We start from the raw sequence: 19026 nt of genomic DNA, 5'->3' as shown, positions 1-19026 counted from the left end.
GAGGGATCCGTGATGAAATTAGGCAGCAAAAGACAGCCGATTTACAAATACGTACAGGAACATGCGGGAAAAACCCCTGAAAAAGCGGCAATCAATTACTACGGCAGAGAAATCACCTACCACGAGCTGGATCAATATTCTGACCGGTTTGCTGCGTATCTGATGGAGAAAGGGATTAAAAAAGGAGACAAAGTGGCTCTGTATCTGCAGAATTCCCCCCAGTACATTATTGCGAATCTGGGAATTCAGAAAGCGGGTGCTGTAACAAGTCCCTGTAATCCAATGTTTAAAGAGTGGGAGCTGGAATATCAATTAAATGATCTGGAAGCGAAAGTGATCGTCATGCTTGATGCGCTGTATCCGATATTCAATAACATCCGCACGAATACAAAAGTTGAAATGGTGATTACGACAAGCTATGCAGATTTTCTGCCGGAAGAGCCTTATCCAGTATTCCCGGAACCGCTGAAGGCAAAAAAAGAAATTGTTGAATCAGTAGATTTGTTTAAATTGATTACAGATGCTTCCTTGAGTATATCGAAATATCCAGCGGTGGAGATGAAAGAGGATGTCAGCTTAATTGTTTATACCTCGGGAAGTACAGGCGCCCCTAAAGGAGCGATGCTCACGTTTAATAACGCAGAGTTTAAAACGAAATGTATGCTGAACACTTATTCGTTTACTTCGGAGGACATATTTTTAAGTGTGATGCCTGTATTTCATATCGCCGGTATGCTCGTTGGTCTTAACAGTCCGCTGATGGCCGGTGGAACAATCGTGCTGCTTACCAGATTTGATCCAGCAGCTTTCCTGCAGGCAGTGGAGAAGTACAAAGCTACAATTCTATATACGACACCCCCGATGAATCTGGATCTGATAAAGCGGTCTGAAACGCAACAGGAAAAGAATGACCTCACTTCTCTACGATTGAATCTAGGGACCAGCTTCGGTATTCAGGTAAGCGAAGAAATTTCAAATAAGTGGGAGAAAGTTTCAGGTGTTCCGCTCTTCGAATTTGCTTATGGAATGAGTGAAACTCACACAGGGGATGCGCTGATGCCTCCTGATAATGTCAAATACGGTACTGTGGGAAAACCTACCTATGAGACAGAAATAAAAATAATGGATCTGGAAGAACCGGAAAAAGAAATGCCTCAAGGAAAACAGGGAGAAATAGTAGTGAAAAGTCCAAGTGTGTTTAAAGGATATCTTAATAAACAGGAAGCTACGCAGCGAAGTTTTCACGATTCCTTTTTTTACACTGGGGACATTGGGCTGATGGATGAAGAGGGCTATCTGCATTTCCTTGGCAGAAACAAAGAAATGATCAAGAGCTCCGGCTACAGTGTTTTCCCGGAAGAAGTAGAAAAAATGCTGGTGCAGCATCCAGCTGTGGGAGAAGTAGCGGTCGTGGGAATCCCGGACGCCAAGAGAGGAGAATCTGTAAAAGCTTTTATTGTTTTGGAAGAGCAGGCAGCTTTTATTACAGAAGAAGAGCTGATCCAGTGGGCGCGTGAAAAAATGTCCGCTTATAAGTATCCGCGGGAAATAGAATTTACAGAGGCCCTGCCTAAAACGACTACAGGAAAGCTGCTGCGCAGACTGTTGAAAACAAACGGAAATATTAAAACCTGAACACCCGGAAAGGAATCTGCTGTATGAGAAAAGATATGTATATAAACGGTAAATGGAGACAGGCGCGTTCCTATACTGAGCTGCGCTCTCCCTATAGCGGGGAAATAATTGCGGAGATTCCGGTGGCTGATGAACAAGAGGTGGAGGAGGCTATAGAAGCAGCCTATCAGTGCCGGAAGAAAATGGAACATCTCACTGCATTTGAGAGGTCGGAAATTTTAAGCAATCTCGTTACATTGCTCACCAAGCGCAAAGAAGAAGGTGCAAGAATCATTGCTTCTGAAGCAGCAAAGCCAATAAAGTATGCGAGAGATGAAATGAACCGCACGATAGAAACGTATCAGTTCGCAGCGGAAGAAGCCAAAAGGCTTTCCGGAGAAATGGTTCCATTGGAAGCCGCAGCAGGAGGAAGAGGAAAAATCGGCTATACCCTACGTGAACCTGTAGGAGTAATTGGGGCCATTACTCCTTTTAACTTTCCGATGAATCTGGTAGCACATAAAGTTGGTCCGGCAATTGCCTGTGGAAACGCGGTGGTTCTGAAGCCGGCATCCCAGACACCGTTAAGTGCTTACTTTTTAGCTGAACTGTTTGAGGAGGCTGGGCTTCCTGCCGGGGGGATCAACGTCGTTACCGGAAGCGGAAGGATAGTCGGCGATAAAATAGTAACCAGTGATAAAGTTGATATGATTACGTTTACCGGAAGTCCGGAAGTAGGAAAAAGCATTCAGAAAAAAGCGGGGTTGAAAAAAATTACGTTGGAACTAGGTTCGAATGCTGGGGTAATTATTGATAAGCATACTGATATTAAAGCTGCAGCAGCACGCTGTGTATTCGGAGCTTTTTATAACCAGGGCCAGGTCTGTATCTCACTGCAGCGGGTGTATGCTCATAAGGATATATACGAAGAATTGTTAAAAGCAGTAGCCGCAGAAACAGAAAAGCTGGTAATTGGAGATCCGCAGGAAGAAGATACAGATATTTCAGCGCTTATCTCCTTAACAGAAGCAGAAAGAAGCCTGTCGTGGATAGAGGAAGCAGCCGCAATGGGCGCGGAAATTGTCAGCGGAGGAAAAACTGCTAATGCAGTCCTTGAACCCACGGTATTAACGAAAGTAGAAGAAACTGCCCGTGTCTCCTGTCAGGAAGCTTTCGCTCCGCTTGTGGTAATTAATCCCGTGGCATCTGTGGAAGCAGGAATAGAAGCCATCAATGCTTCTAGCTATGGGCTCCAGGCAGGCATTTATACAACTGATATTCAAACGGCGTTTCAAGCAGTTCGATCATTAGAAGTAGGAGGCGTTATTATCAATGATATCCCCACCTTCAGAGTCGATAATATGCCTTACGGCGGGGTGAAAGATAGTGGAGTCGGAAAAGAAGGAATTAAATATTCGATGCAGGAAATGACAGAGGAAAAGCTGGTCGTCTGGAACGTTAAGTAAAGTTAACGGTAGAAACAAGGATACAAAAAATATAAAGGCAGGAGTGAAGGTAATGAAAAAATCAATGGTGTTATCTGTATTGGGATCTGTTCTTGTTTTAACAGCATGCGGCAACAATAATAATGATGAAGAGGCATCAGGTGCACAAACAAATAATAATGAGGCAAACAACAGCGAAGCATCTGCCGAAGGAACCAATAATGGGGAAGAAATTAACCTTCGACTGACTACCGGGCTCAGTCCTTCCGATGCAAACACAGCAGCATTTACACACCCGTGGATGGAGATGGTAGAGGAAAGAACAGATGGACAAGTCACATTTGACGCGTTTTTCTCTCAGGAACTGGTTCCTATGGGAGAAGAAATTCCAGCATTAAACGATGGAACTGTAGATGTAGCAGCTCCAATTCTCCCAACATATGAACCAGCACGATATCCGCTTTCTGATGTAGTACTTTTACCATTGGAATCGTCGGATGCACAAATCTCTGCAATGGCTTTCGCAGAACTTATTAAAAGTGAGGAAGAGCTGCAGGATGGACAGACTTTTACGGAAATGGAATATGGCACCCATGGAATGAAAGCGTTACCAGTACAGCCGGTACCTGAATATACGATCGGTGTTATTGATCATGAATTCAGCGATGTAGAAAGCCTGCAAAACCTTCAGCTCAGAACTTCAGGGCGGGCACATGAAATTCTTGTAGATCAGCTGGGCTCATCTTCTGTATCCATGCCGTTCTCCGAAGAATTTGAAGCAATGAGCCGAGGAGCGATTGAAGGAACAGTACGAGCTATTTCCGACTATGAACCATATGGCTTTGATGAAATGATTACAAACGCCTTGGAAGGAGTTAGTTTAGGACACTTTCCATTCGTATGGCTGATGTCTGAAGAAAGATGGAATGAGCTGCCGGCTGATGTGCAGGAAGTAATGGAAGATGCAGCATATGAACTGGCAGAAAGCACTACAAAGCTGGAAGCGATGGAAGCAGCTTACGAGAATGCGGAAGAGCAGGGAATTGAATTTACAGATGTAGCAGATATGGAGCCCGAAGCACAGGAGCATATTGAACAAGCTGTACTGAACACATGGGAAATTTGGATTGAAGCAAAAGAAGAAGAAGGGCTGCCGGGGAAAGAAGCAGCGATTCTATGGAGAGATTTGATCATAGAGCAGGGTGGAACGGTGCACGAATCGATTATGGAATTAGAATAGTACGATTATCTGCAGATAGGAGGAAAGCGGCAGCTCCCGCTTTCCTTACCAATTAAATTCTTCTACAGAAATTTATGCGAGCATATTATAGTAATTGGGGAAGTAAGGCATTCAACAGTAAGTGCAGAGAGAAGGAATGGAAAAAGCGATATTTTAAGCGCCCCATTCTATGGAAAGGTGGGACAAGTTGTGCCAGTTGAGTTAATTTTTCTTATTGTAGGGTTACTGATGATATCTTTTTTAGCACTGGGGTTATATATTCATTCGATACTCCTGCTTTCAGGGATCATCGGTATTGTGTTACTGGAAAGTCCAGGTTACGTTACAGGGTTTCTTCAGTCAGACCCTTTTATAAGAGTAGCCAGTTATTCATTAACAACGATTCCCCTGTTTGTATTGATGGCACAGTTTATAGTCAGATCCGGCATCATTGAGGATCTATTTACAATTATATATAACATCTCCAAAGGCAGAAAAGGTATTCTTGGGATTCTTACAGTATTTTCAGGCGGGATGCTTGGAGCAGTATCGGGTTCATCAAATGCTTCAGCTGCAGCAATGGGACAGGTTGCAGTGCCGCAATTGATAAAAAGAGGCTACAGCGAAGGAATAGCTGGAGCGACTGCAGCCGCAGCCGGCTCTTTATCGAGTGTAATCCCCCCTAGTATTGTATTAATTCTTTGGGGAGTAGCTACAGAAACTCCAATTGGACAGCTTTTTATCGCTTCTTTAATACCAGGAATTATTATTATGGTAGTTATCAGTGTGAGCATGCTGATATTTTTGAAAAGAGCGGATAAACACGTTTCTTCAGAAGATATTAAGCCATTTGAAAAAGAATCAGTTCCTGTTAAAAGGGCTTCGTTAGCGATTATTTTAATCGGTCTTATTGCAGTATCAGTTTTTTATGGTATTTATGCAGGCATTTTTACCCCAACGGAAGCTGGAGCTGTCGGTGCTATGGTAAGTTTTATTACAGCACTGCTGCTAAGAAGAGTAAATATTTCCTTTATTGTAAGGTCATTTAGTGAAACAGTAAAATTAACTGCGATGATTCTTTTAATTATGATCGGTGCGCAAATTTTCGGCAGGTTCGTCTCTCTTTCTCTGCTACCAAGAGAAATTATCAATTTATTGAGTGGCTTGATTGAATATCCTGTACTGATTCTCATCATTCTATGTTTAATTTATTTTGTTTTATTTATGTTTATTGAAGGCGCGGCGGTAATTCTTATGACAGCACCTATTGTACTTCCGTTAATAAATACGATGCAGGTTGATACAGTCTGGTTTGGGGTCATCGTAGGAATTCTGTGTACGATTGGCTTGCTTACTCCACCGGTCGGCCTAAGCATTTATTCTGTCTCCGGGGTTACTGGGATCAAAAGTGAAAAAATATTTCAGTACGCACTCCCTTACTCCATAATAATTGCTGTCGTAGTATGCGGATTGTTAATTTTATTTCCTCAGCTTGTTACCTGGCTGCCGGAAAGAATGTAGATAAGAGGAGGTGTCAGCAATGTCAAAGCGTTATGATTCAATGTATGAATTATTGGAGAAAGTAAAATATGCAGGGATGCTGCTCAGTGGAATTTCAATTTTTATAATGATGACTTATACGTGTTTAGATGTGCTGCTTCGAAATTTATTTAATTTTGGTTCACTTAACACGTATGAATTCTCTCAAAATTATTTTATGCCGATGGCAGTCTTTCCGGCGTTGGCTTATGCTTATGGCAGAGGCATCATGCCAAGAATTGAACTGCTCATATCAAGAGTAAGAAATTCTATTCAGAAAACTACAGCTGTTGTTATATATACGGTCGAGTGCCTTCTGTTTACTCTGCTGGCTGTATACGGCTTTAACTATTTTACCCAGAGCATTATCGACAGCATTGCCTTCTCTGCAGGCGGGGCCAATTATCCAATTTGGCCGGTGTTAGTATTTCTTCCTATTAGTTTTCTTCTTATTGCTTTGGAAAGCTTGTTTTTACTGATAAAAAATATTAAAAACCCGGAAACTTCTTTTACGGTTAAAAATCAGGAGAAATTGAAAGAAGAAAAAGGAATGGAAGCTATATGATTACTGGAAGTTATGAAAGTATTGTTGAAAAGTCAAAAGTCGACTTTAATAATCATATGAATGATGCAGTTTATGCGAAAGAATTCAGCAATGCAATGGAAAGTATGATGGATCAAATAGCGCTTGATGAAACAGGAAGAAATGAAAAGGATTATACGATATTCACCTTGGAATCACATATATTGTATACAAAGGAAATGAAAGTAGGGGAAAGCATATATATTGAATTTTATTTGCTGGATTATGACAGTAAAAGAATTCATGCATTTTTTGAAATGAAAAATAATCTTGGAGAAATAACAGCTTCTTGTGAAATGATGCTGCTTGGAGTGAGTGCAAGCAGCAGAAAAGCAGCTGTTTTACCAATAGAGGTTGAGAATAAAGTGAAAGAATTGCTTATATCAAAAGACGAATGGCCGGAGAAAGCAGGCAGAAGCATCAGCATGACGAACAAAAAATAATAAGGACACTAAAATAATTAAATATTTTCTTAAAAAACTTTTAAATAATGCTAAACATCTTTCAACTACCTCCGATAATACTATTAGAACAGCAAAACAACATAACGACGTAGAACTCAGGACGAGTTTCGTTTGTTATTTATTGCAGGACGCAATGAATGTTCAATCGTTTCTCGTTTTTTATAACCTTATAATGTCAAATTTTAACATTTATTCGGCTGTTTAACTTCCATGGAAGGAGGAGCTGTCCCGTGCTCGTTATGCAATGCAGAGTAGGAGACTCTATTGTAATTGGTGATGATATCACCGTGCGAGTGGTTCAAGGCAAACAAGGGCAGTTACGACTGGCGTTCGACGCGCCAAGAGAAATAGCCATTAAGCGCCAAGATACCAATAAGCCATTAGTTAGCTAGATAATGCTGGTGTTTTCGTTTTTAGGTGTTAAAAATTAAATAGGATACACGAAAGCTCAGGACGAGCAAATGAGATCATAGGATACTGCAGGATGCAGTAGGCTTATACTTGTTTGCTCGTTTTTTGTTTTCACCATGCCAAGGAGGGTATATATCATGTTAGTTTTAGGAAGAAAGCCAGGAGAGTACGTAGTAATCAATGATGAAATTACAGTCAAAGTAGTAAGAGGAGCCGGCGGACAGCTTAGGCTTGCCATAGATGCACCAAGAGAAATGACAATTACACGTGGAGAAGTTTACGAAGAGCAGAAAAAAACGCTTGAATTCCTTGCAACGCATGAAAGTATAGGGAAGGAAAAGCTTCCTCTTACTTAAAGCTGCTGATGAATGAGTAGAGGAATATGTAGAATAATAAATTCTAATTATCCCTCTGCTCGTTCCTTAAATAAAAGTAACAGCAGAAAACAGTTGTCCGTCGTTTATTCACGCGAGCATAAACGGATGTATGCTCACCAAAAAAACACATGGAGGTCATGTAATCATGATTATCAACACTAACATCAGCGCACTAAATTCTCATCGTCAGTTAGGTGCAAACCAAAATGCAATGCAATCTTCAATGGAGAAGCTTTCCTCGGGTCTACGTATTAACCGTGCTGGAGATGACGCAGCAGGTCTAGCAATTTCTGAAAAAATGCGTGCCCAGATCAATGGTCTAGATCAGGCAAGCCGTAACGCGCAGGATGGTATTTCTCTAATTCAAACTGCAGAGGGTGCTCTTGATGAGACTCATTCTATTCTGCAACGTATGAGAGAACTAGCTGTACAATCAGCGAACGATACTAATACTGACGCAGATCGTGACGAAATTCAAAAAGAAGTAAACCAGTTAACTTCGGAAATTAATAGAATTTCTGATACAACAGAATTTAATACTAAGAAATTATTGAATGGAGATCTAGCAACAGCTAAAATTAAAGATCAATCATTGATTGTCAATAATAATGATTCAAAGGTCTTCACTGAAGTTGCTATCGGAGAAGATGCAGAATTAACAAATAATACTTATAATGTGAAGATTACTGGAGTAAATGTTGACGAAGATGGAGCAATTGCAAGTTACAATGTAAAAGTTGTTGACTCTAAAGGTGTAGAGACTCTTTTCGAAGGTGACGATGCGATTGATGTTGGGGAAGACATCGAATTGGAAGACGGTGCTATTACAATTTCAACAGCATCATTTACTGACGCTTCTGAAGCTAATAAGCTTGTAGGTCAAGAACTTACTTTTACTACTAGAGCAGCTGTGGCTGATACGGAAAATAAAGCACTTTCTTTCCAAATTGGAGCTAACTCTTCTCAAACAATTAATGTAGGAATTGGAAATATGAGTGCTAGTGCATTAAATGTAGAAGGAGTTGACTTAACAACTGCTCAAGGAGCTGCTTCTGCTATCTCAGTTATCAATCAAGCTATTGAAGATGTTTCAGCACAACGCTCTGAATTAGGTGCTTTCCAAAACCGTTTAGAGCACACTATCTCTAACCTGGACAACTCTTCTGAGAACCTATCTGCTGCGGAATCCCGTATCCGTGACGTTGATATGGCGAAAGAAATGATGGAAATGACAAAAAACAACATCCTTTCTCAAGCATCTCAGTCTATGTTAGCTCAAGCCAATCAGGCGCCTCAGTCCGTGTTACAGCTACTGGGATAATGATTGACACGGGCGTCTTATCCGGTAACGGATAAGAGGACCACTGGGTGAATTGCTGGAACTTCCTAAAGCCTGGTCAACCACCGCGGAGCTGGAAACGGCAGACGCCACGGTTTGAAAATGATGAGGATAGTATGGATAATCAGCAGCCAAGCTCCTGTCGCGAAAGCGTGGAGAAGGTTCAACGACTAGGATAAACCATCTAAGGCGAGAGCTACGATGATGAAATCCGTAGGGCAGCTAACGCTGTTCGAAGTGCCCAGCCCCTGAGAAACTGCAGGGTGAAGATATAGTCTGACCAATGATCGAAAGACATTGCGGCAGTGCAGGCCAACCAACAGCCACAAAGCGTACTTCAGCTTCTTGGTTAATATTAAATTTCATTCTGGATCCCAGCCTTTGGCTGGGATCTTTTTTATATAATTCCTTTTAGTTTCAATTCTCTTATCTTATAAACAAGTGACCAATAGGTACGACCAGTTTTTACAGCAATATCCTTCACTTTTGTTCCATCTCTTAGTAAATCAATAATCCTGGCGATTTCCAGTTCACTGTAGGGTTTTGTTCTTTCAGCGGAACCGGCAAACAATTCGTAATCAGGATAAAGAGCTTTGAATTTTTCTTTTTCCTGCGTGAATCTCCAGTTCCAGTCGGTTTTATATCTCATGGAAGATATCATCCTGGTATGAGAATGAATACTTTTTAGAAAACGATACGTATTTCCAACAGAAGTAAAACGCAGAATATGGTGAAAGCCATCACTTCTTTTACTGATTGTGAATGAAAAGCCGAAGTGAACTTCAATATGTTTTTGGAGAAGTTTCAGATCTTTTAATTGGAAGGACTGGAGATATAAATAGATATTCGGTACAAGATAGATTTTCTTAAGACGGTGGTTGATTCTTTTAGAGATAGAGAGGGATCCGTCATCTAGGTACAGGGTGGTGAGAAAAGAAAGGTGTGTGCATCTTTTAAGATGTACTCCAGGAATTTGTTTGTTTCCTTTCACGTCATAAAAGTCATGAAAAAGAGCTGTAAAAAGAGGATTGGATTTTGAGAGAAGTACATTATTTTTGGCAGTAAAATAGATAAGCGGATCAAGAATCTTCTGTTTCCATTGCCTGTATTCCAGTTGTGCTATACTAAAATGCTCTCGATAGCTGTTTTGTTTTCTTCTGCTTCCTTTGTAAATTTTCGTAATTTCTCCATCACCTAAAATACTTGCGATTAAAACATTTTGCTGCACTTCATTTAATTCTTCTAATGAGTTCATAAAGAAACACCTCCTTTATTTATAAATACAATTATATTATGAGAACTTAAGTTCGTAAATATTTATACCCTATATATTTATAATTTATGGAATTATCATATGAATAAACAAAATAATTAACTGAAAAAATGTCACTTTAAGCATTTTAACCTAGTTATAATTATCTATTTATGGTATATTTTAAAGTGGAATAATTCTGGAAGAATAATCGAGGTAATAAAAATATATAGTAGGCAGTTACCTTGCATTATTTACTGAAGATAGAAAAGAGGAGAATAATGAAGAAAACAATTGGATTAAGCATTTTATTATTAATAAGCGGGTGCGGGGTCTTAGATAATGTGTTGGAACAGGCTTCTGAAGCAGAGCCTGTAAATGAGCCAGAGCAGGAAGTAGAAAGCAGTAATCAGACAGAAGAAGTTCAAGGAAATACTGAAGCAAACATTAATGCAGAACTGGAAACATATAAGGAAATATCGTCTTCTGAAGAGGAACGTATTCACAACAACGAAGTAGAGGCAGCCAATAATAATGAAACGAATGAAAGTGAAGTACTTGAGAAAGAGGAATCTGCGGAGCAAACAGAGAGTTCTGCAGCAATTTCAGTTGGTAACTCCGGAGGCAACCTCGCGCAAGGAGGAAGGGTGGAAGTGCAGAATGACACTGTTTACATTTCTAATTTAATTAACGATACTTTTGGAATATATGAGCTTCCTCTAGAAGGGACAGAGAATCCTCAGCTTTTAGTAGAAGGAGATGTATCTCACCTACATGCTACCGATGACAAACTTTACTACATAGAACAGGATATAGAAACTTTTAAAGGTGGAGCGGTCAAAGCGTATTCTTTTGAAACCGGTGAGACAGAAACGATTATGGAAGGGCAAGTCGAGCACTTGCAAATGGCAAGAGGGTTGCTGTGGTTCCCCGGACCCCATGGTGGAGAGGGCGGTGTTCTCTCTAACTATACTTACGACATTCATACAGAAGAGCTGACAGATTTAAATGATCATAGTGTGAAATATACTATCACTGATGATTACCATATTGTTCAGATAGAGTCATTTATTATTCATGACCACGCCAGTTTGGAAGAAGAAGGGGCGATTCTGGCAGATGATGTATCAGGCGAAACCTTTATCGACGGTGACAATTTCTACTATGCCTCCTGGAACGGGTTGAAGCAGATCAATCTGTTAACTGAAGAAACGACCTTGCTTGTGGAAGATGAGATCGAAACCTTTAACGTAAAGGGAGATGATATTTATTACGTTCCTGTAACAGACACTATGATGGAGCGGGAAATGTATCATATTTCTAGCCAGGGAGAAGCGCAACAAACAGAAGAACCATGGAGTGAGATTTACCTTTTTGAAGACTTTATGATTCCTATCTTCACCGGGCAGAACGTTATTGATTATCAGCTGGAAGACTATAACACAGGAGAAAATAGCTCTCTATATTTCGAAAGTCCGGAAACACATTAATATTGGTAACGATACTCTCCCTTTAAAGTACTGAACAGGCTGGCAAGATTCAGGTTGTATGTTTCAAAGATAATTATTGCCTATAGACTCATGAAACTTTTAAAAATATGCAATATAGCACTAATTCTAAAAAGATGAATTCAGGAGATGAAAAAATGTTATTAAACAAAAGAAAAATCGCGTTTTGGATAATGATGATTACCCTTTTACTTTTATCAGCCTGTGGCAAATCTCCAGAAAAAGCGATACTTGGCAGCTGGAAAGCTGTTTCCGGAAATGAAATAATATCTTCCTACTTTATTATAAACGAAGACAGATTCACTGCGAGAGCTGGAACTGACGAAACTCCAGAATCTGTAGAGTATATCTTAACAAAGATGCAGGATGATAACTTTATGATAGAAATCATAAATCCAGATGGCACTATTGAATTTTTGTTCGAAGGATTCTTTGAAAATAAAGACACAATAGCAATAGTAAGCGAGGAGGAAGCGGAAAACGCTAAATTAGTGAGAGTTGATAATTTAGCAGCAGAAATGGCAAACGATGAGAAGCGGAAACAAGAAGAAGAGGAAAAACTGCAGGAAGAAAGAGATAAGGAATTTGCGATAGAGGAAGAAAAAAGATTGCAGGAAGAAAAAGAAGAAGAATTGGCAAGAGAAGAACAAAGGAAACATGAGGAAGAAAAGAAGAAAGAACGGGCGGAGAAAGAAGAGCAAAAGAAGATAGAACGAGAAAAAGAAGAGGAGAGGCTTCAGGAAGAGAAAGAACAGCAAATGGCAAAGACAGAAGAAAACGAGGCACAGGATACAGTAGAAAGTGAAATCGTGGAAGAAGCAGAAGCTGAACAAAAAATTGCTTCAGCAAGCAGTAAAAATGAGTATTTACAAAAAGGAAACAACCTCACGGAAAAGATAAACAATGAAGCAAAAGAGTTATTTGAACAAGATACACAGCTCGGTTTCTATGGACAATATTATCAAGACTGGGATGATTTATTAAACGAAGTCTGGGGCGAATTAAAAACCAACATGCCAGAAAGTGAATTTGAGACTTTAAAACAGGAACAGATTGAATGGATTCAGATGAAAGAGCAGAATTTTGCTGAACGACCTAAGGAACCAGCATCAGAAAGAGCGAGTGGAATGGACTATCTGGCATTTGAAACGAAAGATAGAACTTACTATTTGATTGAGAATCATCTAAAATAACCCGTCCCAAATAAAAGATCCATCTTGAATGAAAAGAGGATATTTTCACTGCCTTTATCAGTAGGTGAAGGTATAATCTATGGATATTCTAATAAGCTATCATGAACAATATGTTACGTTCTTCAAAGTAACTTTAGACTTTCATTGTTTTTGAAAGAATCTAGTTAAATCTTAATCACTTTATAAATAGAAAAAAGAGGAGATCGACGCATTTGCGCCAATCTTCTCTTTCTATGTTTACATGTCTGCGCATTTTTGACACGGAGATCGACTAATTGATCTTAGTAGCATATTCTAAGTATCTCTCTTAGAGAAATTATTTTTAATGAATATTACTGAGAAATTACTACTCTCTTTTACTTCGCAAGCTGATAAATCTCCTTCACGTCTTCATCCTGGAGCTTCACAAAACCGCCGAGTGGACCGCGGTCTGTTGCTTTCTTCGCCATTTCTTCAAAGTGTTTTTCATCAATATCGATTTCACTCAGACGCACCGGCATACCGATCGAGGAGAAGAATTCCTCCGTTTTCCGGATGCCTTCCAGTGCTGTTTTTTCCAGGTCATTCAAATCAATTTCCACGTCCCAGACGCGGTTCGCAAACTGCGCAAATCGATTTACATCGTGCTTGTACACATATTTCATCCAGGCAGGGAAAATAATTGCGAGACCTGCACCGTGTGCAATATCATAAATACCGCTCACTTCGTGCTCAATGTCGTGGCTCGCCCAGTCTTCGGATCTTCCTACTCCGAGAGAATCGTTGTGCGCAATCGTACCTGCCCACATAATCTCCGCTCTCGCTGCATAGTTTTCCGGATCCTCCAGCACGAGGGGCGCCTGTTGAATAATAGTTTTCAGCGTGGCTTCGCATAAACGGTCGGTAAGATCTACATTTTTTTCATTGGTAAAATAGCGCTCGAAAATATGAGAGGACATATCTGTAATGCCGCATGCCGTCTGATACGCCGGAAGTGTATAAGTAAGCACCGGATTTAAAATCGCAAAGGCCGGACGCATTGTTCCGTGTCCTACAGCTCTCTTGTATTCTCCTTCTTCATTTGTGATCACGCTGCCGCCGCTCGTTTCACTGCCTGCTGCAGGAATTGTCAGCACGACACCGATCGGCAGGCAGTCTGTTACCTGCGCGTCACCTGTGAAAAAGTCCCATGCATCTCCGTCATGGTAGGCACCGATACCGATCGCTTTCGCAGAATCAATCACACTGCCGCCGCCAACAGCTAAAATAATATCAATATTATGCTCCCTGCACAGTGAAACGCCTTCACGGACCAAATCAATACTCGGATTCGGTTTTACACCGCCGAGCTCGACAATATTTGCGTCCTGTTCCTTTAAAGAAGCAACGACTGTATCATACAGGCCGCTTTTTTTAATACTGCCGCCGCCGAAATGCAGCAGTACATTTTTTCCATATGCCGCAGTCTCTATCCCAGTCTGGTGTTCTTCGTCTTTTCCGAAAAGAATCTTCGTGCCATTTTGAAATACAAAATTCTCCATGTTATACCTCCATTATGTAAGCGTTCTAATATTTAGAATATAGGAAATAACGCAGAAGATAAAGCAACTGCACTTGCACATAAATTTACAGAAAAATATGGAAAAAAACACTAGGGATTAGGTAGGTAAAATGGTATAGTAAATTTATGCATTATAGTGGACAATTCATTAGGGAATTTATCTGCGCTGGGGGGCGGAAAGAATGGAATATCCATTTAAACAGTTGAAAAAATACAATAATCTTATCAGCATTGACCTGCAAAAAATCAATAAAATTATAGCACTTCAGCACGTAATGTGGATTTTTATTTTCACAGTGCTGGATGTTCCGCTGATGATCTGGGCTAATATTGTTACAGTGGCACTGCATTTTGCTTATAGCAAGCTGCTTGCACACCATCAATTCCAGCTGTTTTATTTTGCAGTTTATCTGCAGACAAGTATTCACATTATACTTGCAACAAATTTTATGGGATGGGCTGCAGGATTCCACTACTATCTGCTTTTATTTCCGCTGCTCGTGTTTATTGTAGTTACTGGAACAATAAAATATACAGTGATTGCAAGCAGCGCAGGGCTGTATTTGTGGCTTTACCATTACAGCCAGCAGACAACAGACTTATTAAGTGGGCAGATGACTGAAATCTTTCACTTCGTTAATTTCATTGTGTTTTTATTCGTCCTTACCTTTATCAGTTCCCTGTACCACCGGACAAGAGTGAAAATCGCTACGCAGCTGGAGAATCTGGCAACTCACGACACGCTTACAGGTTTATATAACCGCCGGACGATGTATGAGGAGCTGGAAAAAGCATACTCTGGAGGCCAGGAAAGCTACGTGTTGCTGCTGGATATCGATGACTTTAAGAAAATTAATGATAATTACGGACATGAGTGCGGCGACAAAGTGCTGGTGCAGACAGCGAACTCTCTTCACCAAAAAGTGAAAGTAAGTGGATATATCTCCCGCTGGGGCGGCGAAGAATTCTTGGCGCTGATATACAGGGAGAACGAGTATGAAGCACTTGCATTCAGCCGGAAGATTATCTCAGAGATGAGTGAGGAAGAAGCATTCACTTATGACAAATCAACTGTGAACATTACAATTACCGGGGGTTTAGCGAAGCTGACAAATGCTGCATCTATTGAAGATGCAATTAAAATGGCGGACCAGGCAATGTATCTTGGCAAGCAGAGCGGCAAGAATCAAGTAGTCTGCTGGCAGGAATTAAGCGAGAAAAACGCATAGGTGACATGAAAAATATATTATGAACGAGGCAGAGAGACCGTATATACAGCTAGCTTCCATAAAACAACCGGGGAATATACACTTGTATATTCAATCATTATCCGAATAGGTTTTTTATTGTATAATAAAACCTGGTTTAATTTTACTAAAGCAGGTGGAACATGAAAAAGACAACAGGAATTCTCATGATCACAGGACTCATAGGAATAAATCTATGGCTTTGGCCAACATTATGGAACGAAATTGCAGCGAACGAAGCGGCAACTGCAGAAACAGGGGACACTGGAGCAGCCGCGTTACATAGCACATCAGAGGAAAGTGAAAGCACGGTGACGCAGGATTTTCGTCTGCAGTTTCATGAGGAACACCTGCAGCTGCAGTGGAAAGATGGAGAAATTGCGCTGCGGATGAATCCGGATCAGGTGACGGAACAGATTGGTGCACCCGAGGAGACAGAGATATACGAGGATTTTGTCCCGCTTACGGGAGAGGAAGAAACGCGAGCTATCCGTCATATATATGAAAATATGTCCGTGTACTATCTTTCCCAGACAGGAGATGCACATACCATCACTGTGACTGCCGATGAAGAAATTCTGGAGGAGGCCTGGTGGGAGGAGATTCTTCCGTCCGAGAAAGAGATGAAAAATTCCCGCATTGAAATCAATGATTTTCAGGAGCTGTTTATCCGCGTAGAGGAAAGCGGGATGCTTACGTTTGCAATTACACAAAAAACAGAATAAACCCTCAGCTGTTCCGCGGTGAAGAAACAGGGGACAGCTTTTTTGATGCTTTTTAAAGCGGAGAAACCGGTTCTGGTTGGTAAATTGTGCATAGATTATCGTATAATAGAACCGTTCAATTCAACAGGTTTTTCAGGAACAGGAGAGATAGCATGGCACTTAAGCCGCTGCCGGCAGCATTTTATCATCAGGAAACGTTAGACCTTGCGCAGGCGTTGTTAGGAAAGATACTTATAAAAGAAACACCAGCGGGGACTGCGGCTGGAAGAATTATCGAAACAGAAGCCTATAAAGGGCCGCTCGATCAGGCGGCGCACAGCTACCGCAACCGAAGAACCAAACGCACAGAAGTGATGTTCGGCCCGTGCGGCCATACCTACACCTATGTTATGCATACGCACTGCCTTTTTAATGTTGTGAGTGCCGCAGAAGGCATACCGGAAGCGATCCTTGTCCGCGGGGTGGAGCCGGTGCTTGGAAAGGAGTTAATGTTTGAGCGGAGAGGGCATCACCATAAAGAAATAAACCTGACCAGCGGCCCGGGGAAACTCACTAAGGCGCTGGGAATTACGATGGATGATTATGGGAAAGCACTGACGGACAGTGATATTTATATTGCAGCAGGCGACCAGCCGGTTTCCATTTCTGCCGGTCCGCGGATCGGCATAGATAACAGCGGAGAAGCAAAGGATTATCCCTGGCGCTACTGGGAAACAGGCAACCGGTTTGTGTCCCGTTAGCACAAGCCCTCCAGTTAGCGTTTGCGAAAGTGAAGCAGCAAATGGAAGCTGTATGTTTTCATGTTAGAATAAAAAGAAAGATAATTTGTCCTGAAATCTTTGGTCCGCTTTCTAAGAACGGAAGCGGAAATACATAAGGAAATGAGGAGTTATTTTTATGAAACGACTGCTTTTCACAGCCGGTGTAATCGTTCTGGCCGGATGTGCTGACACAGAAGAAAATAATACAGTGCCGGAAGAAAATAATACCGAAGCAACAGAAACAGAAGATACTCCAGGAAATGCAGAAAACAATGCACCGGAAAACGAAGAGCAGGAATCTGAAGCGGAAAATAGCGCAGGTGAGAATGAAAATAATGAGGAAAACAATCAGCCGGAAGAAAACGAGATGAGTGCCGAAGAAGCAACGCCAATCGGGAATTACGCAGGAAACATTGCGCAGGGCGGTCATATGGCAGTGCTGGATGACACGCTTTATACGATAGATTTTTTCGAAAATGAATATGGAATCTTCGAAATGCCGCTGGACGGGGAGGAAGAGCCGGAAAAACTGCTTGAAGTGTTTGCCTCCCACATTCATGCGGTGGAAGATGGACTGTTTTATATTGACCATGCAGAAATGTTTGAACCGACCGGGCTTCATTTTTATGATTTCGGCACCGGGGACGTTGAAGAAATTGTAGATGGCCCGGTAAGAAATCCGCAGATGACAGAGGAAGGCCTCTGGTTTTTGACGGTGATAGATGAAGAAGAAGGAAGCCCGATGGCCATTCACCGATATGATTTAGACAGCGGGGAAGTCGAAAACATGGAAGTACATGAAGTGAACTTTGCTGTAAATAATCAGTATGAAATCCACCAGTATGAAATTTACCTGCATGAAGCGAATGGTGGAGGGTTTGATGAGGAAGATGCAATTACGGATGAAGCTACTGCACCTGTATTTTTAGATGGGCATGACTTATACTTCAACGGTTTTGAAGGAATGATGCGCTATAACATGCAGGAGGAAGAAATGACCCAGCTCTCTGAGGAGCCGATTGCTTACTTTAATGCCAGGGATGATCATATTTTTTATTCTCCTTTTCCGGAAGAAGAGGGGGAAGAGCTGCAAATGTATTACATGTCTGCAGAGGGTGATGACGAGCCGGTGGAACTGGACGGGTATGATTCCATCTACATGTTTGACGGCTACGGCATTGCAAGGCGCGGCACGCTCGATGAATTAACCTACGACCGCTTTGATTATGAAACAGGAGAATGGTCTACCCTTTATTACACGGAAGTCGAAGAAGGAGTAGATTCGATTGAAGATGAATTCGGCGAAAATGTGGAGGAAGAAGAGATAGAGGAATAAAGATTACGGGTCATCTTCTGCAAGCAGAAGATGGCTTTTTCACGCTTTGGCGTGAAATTTAATGGGGTGGTCAGTAAAGCATACGCCGTTCGGAATAAAGAATAGAGGGAAGGTATGAAAGTATAGGCGGTTCGGAGTAAAGCTAGAGTTAGTCTTAAAAGTGGACAGTAACGCCTCAAAAATGAGTATACTGAATATACTACAAAAAAGGACGTGTCCACGATGGGAAAAAGTTATACACCGGAGTATAAACAATATGTGATCAAGCTGGTGAGAGAAGAAGGAAGACCAGCGAAACAGGTATCACGCGAGCTGGAGATTCCTTACGGGACCATGATGAGATGGATAGAGAATGATCGAAAAAAGAAAAATGCCCTGCCGGAAGAAGACATACCGCTCACTCCGTCGGAGTATAAAAAGAAACTGGCAGCCTATGAGAAAGAGCTCAAAAGTGTACAAGAGGAGAATGAAAT

At 41.3% G+C, this 19026-nt stretch carries 18 protein-coding genes; 16 read left to right on the top strand and 2 right to left on the bottom strand.

Features of this window, described 5'->3' with window-relative positions; genetic code table 11:
* Positions 1 to 12 precede the first annotated feature (12 nt).
* The 9 genes from BLP92_RS14860 to BLP92_RS14820 all read left to right on the top strand — a co-directional run bounded on the left by BLP92_RS14860 (position 13) and on the right by BLP92_RS14820 (position 8973).
* Positions 13 to 1635 (top strand): class I adenylate-forming enzyme family protein, encoded by a 1623-nt coding sequence (locus BLP92_RS14860; RefSeq protein ID WP_090843744.1) that lies wholly within the window; start codon positions 13 to 15, stop codon positions 1633 to 1635.
* Positions 1636 to 1658: 23 nt separating this feature from the next.
* A complete protein-coding gene (locus BLP92_RS14855; RefSeq protein ID WP_090843743.1) occupies positions 1659 to 3080 on the top strand; it encodes an aldehyde dehydrogenase family protein in 1422 nt (473 codons plus the stop codon).
* A gap of 52 nt (positions 3081 to 3132) precedes the next feature.
* Positions 3133 to 4299, top strand: a complete 1167-nt coding sequence (locus BLP92_RS14850; RefSeq protein WP_090843742.1) for a type 2 periplasmic-binding domain-containing protein — start codon at positions 3133 to 3135, stop codon at positions 4297 to 4299.
* Positions 4300 to 4488: 189 nt separating this feature from the next.
* On the top strand, positions 4489 to 5799 hold the full coding sequence (locus BLP92_RS14845) for a TRAP transporter large permease (RefSeq protein WP_090843741.1): 1311 nt from the start codon (positions 4489 to 4491) through the stop codon (positions 5797 to 5799).
* A gap of 19 nt (positions 5800 to 5818) precedes the next feature.
* Positions 5819 to 6382 carry a TRAP transporter small permease gene (locus BLP92_RS14840; RefSeq protein ID WP_090843740.1) on the top strand — a complete coding sequence of 188 codons (564 nt, stop codon included), beginning with the start codon at positions 5819 to 5821 and terminating at the stop codon, positions 6380 to 6382.
* Positions 6379 to 6843: a thioesterase family protein gene (locus BLP92_RS14835; RefSeq protein ID WP_090843739.1), complete on the top strand. Its 465-nt coding sequence runs from the start codon at positions 6379 to 6381 to the stop codon at positions 6841 to 6843. The genes BLP92_RS14840 and BLP92_RS14835 overlap by 4 nt, the downstream gene beginning before the upstream one ends.
* A 260-nt stretch (positions 6844 to 7103) precedes the next feature.
* Positions 7104 to 7256, top strand: coding sequence for a carbon storage regulator (locus tag BLP92_RS14830; protein ID WP_244516882.1), 153 nt, complete (start codon positions 7104 to 7106; stop codon positions 7254 to 7256).
* A 156-nt stretch (positions 7257 to 7412) separates the two neighbouring features.
* Positions 7413 to 7631: a carbon storage regulator gene (locus BLP92_RS14825; protein WP_090843737.1), complete on the top strand. Its 219-nt coding sequence runs from the start codon at positions 7413 to 7415 to the stop codon at positions 7629 to 7631.
* A 166-nt stretch (positions 7632 to 7797) separates the two neighbouring features.
* Positions 7798 to 8973: a flagellin N-terminal helical domain-containing protein gene (locus tag BLP92_RS14820; RefSeq protein ID WP_090843736.1), complete on the top strand. Its 1176-nt coding sequence runs from the start codon at positions 7798 to 7800 to the stop codon at positions 8971 to 8973.
* A gap of 415 nt (positions 8974 to 9388) precedes the next feature.
* Here the strand turns inward: BLP92_RS14820 and BLP92_RS14815 are convergent, their stop codons facing one another.
* Complete coding sequence (locus BLP92_RS14815; protein WP_090843735.1) at positions 9389 to 10246, bottom strand: hypothetical protein; 858 nt, start codon at positions 10244 to 10246, stop codon at positions 9389 to 9391.
* 278 nt (positions 10247 to 10524) lie between these two features.
* Here BLP92_RS14815 and BLP92_RS14810 point away from each other — a divergent pair, with 278 nt between their 5' ends.
* Both BLP92_RS14810 and BLP92_RS14805 read left to right on the top strand, forming a co-directional pair.
* Positions 10525 to 11733, top strand: a complete 1209-nt coding sequence (locus tag BLP92_RS14810; RefSeq protein ID WP_090843734.1) for a DUF5050 domain-containing protein — start codon at positions 10525 to 10527, stop codon at positions 11731 to 11733.
* A gap of 155 nt (positions 11734 to 11888) precedes the next feature.
* On the top strand, positions 11889 to 12944 hold the full coding sequence (locus BLP92_RS14805) for a lysozyme inhibitor LprI family protein (protein WP_175444318.1): 1056 nt from the start codon (positions 11889 to 11891) through the stop codon (positions 12942 to 12944).
* Between the two features lie 356 nt (positions 12945 to 13300).
* Here the strand turns inward: BLP92_RS14805 and BLP92_RS14800 are convergent, their stop codons facing one another.
* On the bottom strand, positions 13301 to 14464 hold the full coding sequence (locus BLP92_RS14800) for an iron-containing alcohol dehydrogenase (RefSeq protein ID WP_090843732.1): 1164 nt from the start codon (positions 14462 to 14464) through the stop codon (positions 13301 to 13303).
* 202 nt (positions 14465 to 14666) lie between these two features.
* Here BLP92_RS14800 and BLP92_RS14795 point away from each other — a divergent pair, with 202 nt between their 5' ends.
* From BLP92_RS14795 to BLP92_RS14775, 5 genes are all read left to right on the top strand, one after another.
* On the top strand, positions 14667 to 15713 hold the full coding sequence (locus tag BLP92_RS14795) for a GGDEF domain-containing protein (RefSeq protein WP_090843731.1): 1047 nt from the start codon (positions 14667 to 14669) through the stop codon (positions 15711 to 15713).
* 161 nt (positions 15714 to 15874) lie between these two features.
* Positions 15875 to 16456, top strand: a complete 582-nt coding sequence (locus BLP92_RS14790) for a hypothetical protein (protein ID WP_090843730.1) — start codon at positions 15875 to 15877, stop codon at positions 16454 to 16456.
* 152 nt (positions 16457 to 16608) lie between these two features.
* On the top strand, positions 16609 to 17196 hold the full coding sequence (locus BLP92_RS14785; RefSeq protein WP_090843729.1) for a DNA-3-methyladenine glycosylase: 588 nt from the start codon (positions 16609 to 16611) through the stop codon (positions 17194 to 17196).
* A 157-nt stretch (positions 17197 to 17353) separates the two neighbouring features.
* Positions 17354 to 18553 carry a DUF5050 domain-containing protein gene (locus BLP92_RS14780; RefSeq protein ID WP_090843728.1) on the top strand — a complete coding sequence of 400 codons (1200 nt, stop codon included), beginning with the start codon at positions 17354 to 17356 and terminating at the stop codon, positions 18551 to 18553.
* 222 nt (positions 18554 to 18775) lie between these two features.
* A partial coding sequence (locus BLP92_RS14775) for a transposase (protein ID WP_139148967.1) occupies positions 18776 to 19026 on the top strand: 251 nt, incomplete at its 3' end.

The organism is Alkalicoccus daliensis, from assembly GCF_900103955.1.
GTDB classification, from domain to species: domain Bacteria; phylum Bacillota; class Bacilli; order Bacillales; family Salisediminibacteriaceae; genus Alkalicoccus; species Alkalicoccus daliensis.
The sequence above is the reverse complement of the archived record's forward strand: the minus strand, read 5'-3'. Positions and strand labels throughout refer to the sequence as shown.

Coding starts and splice junctions, on each gene's coding strand:
- BLP92_RS14860 (WP_090843744.1), top strand. CDS start 13: ATGAAATTAGGCAGCAAAAGACAGCCGATTTACAAATACGTACAGGAA.
- BLP92_RS14855 (WP_090843743.1), top strand. CDS start 1,659: ATGAGAAAAGATATGTATATAAACGGTAAATGGAGACAGGCGCGTTCC.
- BLP92_RS14850 (WP_090843742.1), top strand. CDS start 3,133: ATGAAAAAATCAATGGTGTTATCTGTATTGGGATCTGTTCTTGTTTTA.
- BLP92_RS14840 (WP_090843740.1), top strand. CDS start 5,819: ATGTCAAAGCGTTATGATTCAATGTATGAATTATTGGAGAAAGTAAAA.
- BLP92_RS14835 (WP_090843739.1), top strand. CDS start 6,379: ATGATTACTGGAAGTTATGAAAGTATTGTTGAAAAGTCAAAAGTCGAC.
- BLP92_RS14830 (WP_244516882.1), top strand. CDS start 7,104: ATGCAATGCAGAGTAGGAGACTCTATTGTAATTGGTGATGATATCACC.
- BLP92_RS14825 (WP_090843737.1), top strand. CDS start 7,413: ATGTTAGTTTTAGGAAGAAAGCCAGGAGAGTACGTAGTAATCAATGAT.
- BLP92_RS14820 (WP_090843736.1), top strand. CDS start 7,798: ATGATTATCAACACTAACATCAGCGCACTAAATTCTCATCGTCAGTTA.
- BLP92_RS14815 (WP_090843735.1), bottom strand. CDS start 10,246: ATGAACTCATTAGAAGAATTAAATGAAGTGCAGCAAAATGTTTTAATC.
- BLP92_RS14810 (WP_090843734.1), top strand. CDS start 10,525: ATGAAGAAAACAATTGGATTAAGCATTTTATTATTAATAAGCGGGTGC.
- BLP92_RS14805 (WP_175444318.1), top strand. CDS start 11,889: ATGTTATTAAACAAAAGAAAAATCGCGTTTTGGATAATGATGATTACC.
- BLP92_RS14800 (WP_090843732.1), bottom strand. CDS start 14,464: ATGGAGAATTTTGTATTTCAAAATGGCACGAAGATTCTTTTCGGAAAA.
- BLP92_RS14795 (WP_090843731.1), top strand. CDS start 14,667: ATGGAATATCCATTTAAACAGTTGAAAAAATACAATAATCTTATCAGC.
- BLP92_RS14790 (WP_090843730.1), top strand. CDS start 15,875: ATGAAAAAGACAACAGGAATTCTCATGATCACAGGACTCATAGGAATA.
- BLP92_RS14785 (WP_090843729.1), top strand. CDS start 16,609: ATGGCACTTAAGCCGCTGCCGGCAGCATTTTATCATCAGGAAACGTTA.
- BLP92_RS14780 (WP_090843728.1), top strand. CDS start 17,354: ATGAAACGACTGCTTTTCACAGCCGGTGTAATCGTTCTGGCCGGATGT.